We start from the raw sequence: 2,893 nt of genomic DNA, 5'->3' as shown, positions 1-2,893 counted from the left end.
TTGCAGTCGGGCGGACATTCTGCCCATATCGAGCAAGAGCTCGTAGTCCATTATCGCTGGCACGCGCTTTACGGGCGTCGTGTGCGGCGGTTTTATGATGAGACGCGGCGGGGTATGGAGACGATCGTCGCCGAAGTGGCGCCTGGGGTGGCGCTTTGCTTGCCGGCTTGGATCTTCGATCCGATAATTTGTGCGGTCATGCAGATCGGGGAGCCTCACGTAAACATTGAGGGCCTCGCAGATCTATGTCGCTTGCTTGAAGGGCATAGACTCAGGCGAAGTTCTTCAGACGACAGCACCGTCGTCCAGGAGGACCGTCATGAGGAAGTCATTCGACCTGATGTTAACGCCCCGCCCGCCGCGCCAGCTCTGCATCTTGTTGGACCCGCCGGAGCTGAAGGGGATCAAAGCCATCGAACGAAGCGCGGTCACCATAAGGTTGGCGCGGCTTCTCATGGAGGCCGCCGGCGCGATAACGGTGGAGAGCGGCAATGACTGACGTCGATATTTTGCCGCCTTCGATATTGAAGCGCAAGGCCGTGGTTTATGTTCGCCAATCGACGCAAGCCCAGGTCCAAAACAACCTTGAGAGCCAGCGGCGGCAGTATGAGCTGGTCGATGAAGCCCGCCGGCGCGGATTCCGAGACGTTGAAGTTATCGATGATGACCTTGGCCGTTCCGCAAGCGGAACGGTCGCTCGCCCAGGATTTGATAAACTCGTCGCTGGGCTATGTGCCGGCAATGTGGGCGCCGTTCTCTGCCTGGATGCGTCGCGTTTGGCTCGCAATGGGCGTGATTGGCATCATTTACTTGAGCTCTGCGGGCTGGTTGAGGCAAGGGTCATTGATCTTGAAGGCGTGTACAACCCTTGCCGCCCGAACGATAGGCTGCTTCTGGGAATGAAGGGCAGCATTAGCGAGTTTGAACTTGGTATCTTGCGATCAAGGATGCTCGATGCAGCCCGATCCAAGGCGCGTCGCGGCGAACTGCGTATTCCGGTGCCAATCGGCTACATCTGGCACCGGGAAGTTGGCCTCGGTTTTGACCCTGACCTTCGGGTTCAAGAAGCCGTTCGTCAAATATTCGAGCGCTTTCGCCAACTGGGAAGTGGTCGCCAGGTCTACCGCGCTCTCAGCGCGGAGCGGGTTCACTTCCCCCGCCCATCCGACGGTAAGCGGTCAGTGTCGTTTGATTGGACGCCAATCCGCTATCGTAACGTCATCTCGGTTTTGAAGAACCCATTTTATGCGGGAGCCTATGCCTACGGTAAGACTGAGAAACGCACTGAGATCATCGACGGACGCGCCCACAAAACCTATAAACATCCTCGCGCCCTCAGCGATTGCGAGATTCTTCTAAAGGGCCACCATGAGGGCTACATCGATTGGTCCGAGTACGAACGCAACCAGAAGCAGATTTCCCTCAACGATTTCGGCCGTCGGGGTGGGCCGAAGTCCGGTAGAGGTGGGCGATCCTTACTGATTGGATTAATGGCTTGCGGTCGATGCGGACGCCGCTTGAAGGTTGGGTATAGGGGGCGCTATCCTTACCCCATCTACCAATGCTTCGGCGCGGATGTCTACAACTCGACGCGCTGTATGAGTTTTGCGGGGCAACGTACCGATAGAGTGATCGCTTCTGAGCTCATCCGTGCCGTCGAGCCCATGGCGGTCGAAGCGGCGCTTACGGCGGAGAGGACGTACATGGAAGGTCAGGCAGAGCAACAGCGAATGATCGAGCTGGAACTTCAGCAAGCCCGTTATGATGCCTCTTTAGCCGAGCGCCGTTACGCAGCCTGCGATCCAGACAATCGCTTGATCGCCGCGACGCTCGAGAAGAACTGGGAGGCGACCCTACGCCGCGTTCAAGAGTGCGAAGCGCGGCTGAGCGCCACAAAGGCCACCAACGCTGGTAAGACCGTTCCCGATTTTGCCGGCCTCGCCGACGATCTGCAAGCGGCTTGGGCCAGTCCGCAAGTGACGATGCGCACCCGCCAGCAGTTGCTTCGGTCGCTCGTCAACGAGATCACGGCCAATATCGATGACGTTGCCCGTGAGATTGTTCTGATCATCCATTGGAAGGGCGGTCAGCACTCGGAGGTTCGACTGCATAAACCGACCTCCGGAGAACATGAATGCCGCACGTCCGACGACGCCATTGCCGTGATTACCAGCATGGCCGCTCGATGGTCTGACGAGGATATCGCCGCCACGCTGAACAGAATGCGGATGCCGACGGCGCAAGGGAAGACTTGGACAGCCAAGCGCGTGAGTTCCATACGGCGCGTGCGCGATATCCATGCCTATCGTTCGGCGGAGAAGGACGGCACGTGGCTCACTCTGCGCGAGGCGGCGCAACACTGCGGGGTCACAAGTCATCGGATCCGGCCCTTGATCGAGGCTAAAATCCTGCCCGCAGAACAGGTCGTGCCCGGCGCTCCCTATCAAATCCTCGCCGCCGATCTTCGCTCCGACGCCGTCGTTCGTGCGATGGGGCGTAACGGTGGCCCGTGTCACCTCGAAACGCAAAATCAAATCCCAATGTTTCCAAATACTTGAGAAGGAAGCGTACAATGAATCAGACATCGCCTGGGGTCTGATTGCACGCTCAACAATGTTGGAGTCTATTTCGATGCGCCCGTCATGGAGGAACTGTTCGAAGGCTTCCCGTCGATGAAGGGCATAGCGAATTGCTTCGGCGAGCTTTGATTTTCCAGAGATGCGGGGCAGCGTGTCCTGCCAGAGTTTGTAGAGATCGGCAACGACTGCAGCGGAGGCCTCCTGGCGGGCGGCTGCGCGAACATCGGGGCTTTGTCCGCGCACCTTTTCCTCAATCGACCAAAGTGCGCCCATCTTTTCGATTGTCGCCGTTGCCACCTTGGAACTGTCGTTCG

Annotated in this window: 2 protein-coding genes and 1 pseudogene; 2 read left to right on the top strand and 1 reads right to left on the bottom strand. The window is 58.3% G+C overall.

All coding sequences use genetic code 11. The features are described from left to right. The first annotated feature begins 319 nt into the window (after positions 1 to 319). Both PY650_RS36205 and PY650_RS36200 read left to right on the top strand, forming a co-directional pair. Positions 320 to 499, top strand: coding sequence for a hypothetical protein (locus tag PY650_RS36205; RefSeq protein ID WP_285884894.1), 180 nt, complete (start codon positions 320 to 322; stop codon positions 497 to 499). Then, positions 492 to 2,558 carry a recombinase family protein gene (locus PY650_RS36200; RefSeq protein WP_285884892.1) on the top strand — a complete coding sequence of 689 codons (2,067 nt, stop codon included), beginning with the start codon at positions 492 to 494 and terminating at the stop codon, positions 2,556 to 2,558. The genes PY650_RS36205 and PY650_RS36200 overlap by 8 nt, the downstream gene beginning before the upstream one ends. Here the strand turns inward: PY650_RS36200 and PY650_RS36195 are convergent. Next, positions 2,529 to 2,893: pseudogene (locus tag PY650_RS36195) on the bottom strand (IS66 family transposase); the annotation flags it as partial. The gene PY650_RS36200 and the pseudogene PY650_RS36195 overlap by 30 nt on opposite strands.

The sequence above is a fragment of the Martinezella calliandrae genome (assembly GCF_030272695.1).
Classification (GTDB): domain Bacteria; phylum Pseudomonadota; class Alphaproteobacteria; order Rhizobiales; family Rhizobiaceae; genus Rhizobium; species Rhizobium calliandrae.
The sequence above is the reverse complement of the archived record's forward strand: the minus strand, read 5'-3'. Positions and strand labels throughout refer to the sequence as shown.

Coding starts and splice junctions, on each gene's coding strand:
- PY650_RS36205 (WP_285884894.1), top strand. CDS start 320: ATGAGGAAGTCATTCGACCTGATGTTAACGCCCCGCCCGCCGCGCCAG.
- PY650_RS36200 (WP_285884892.1), top strand. CDS start 492: ATGACTGACGTCGATATTTTGCCGCCTTCGATATTGAAGCGCAAGGCC.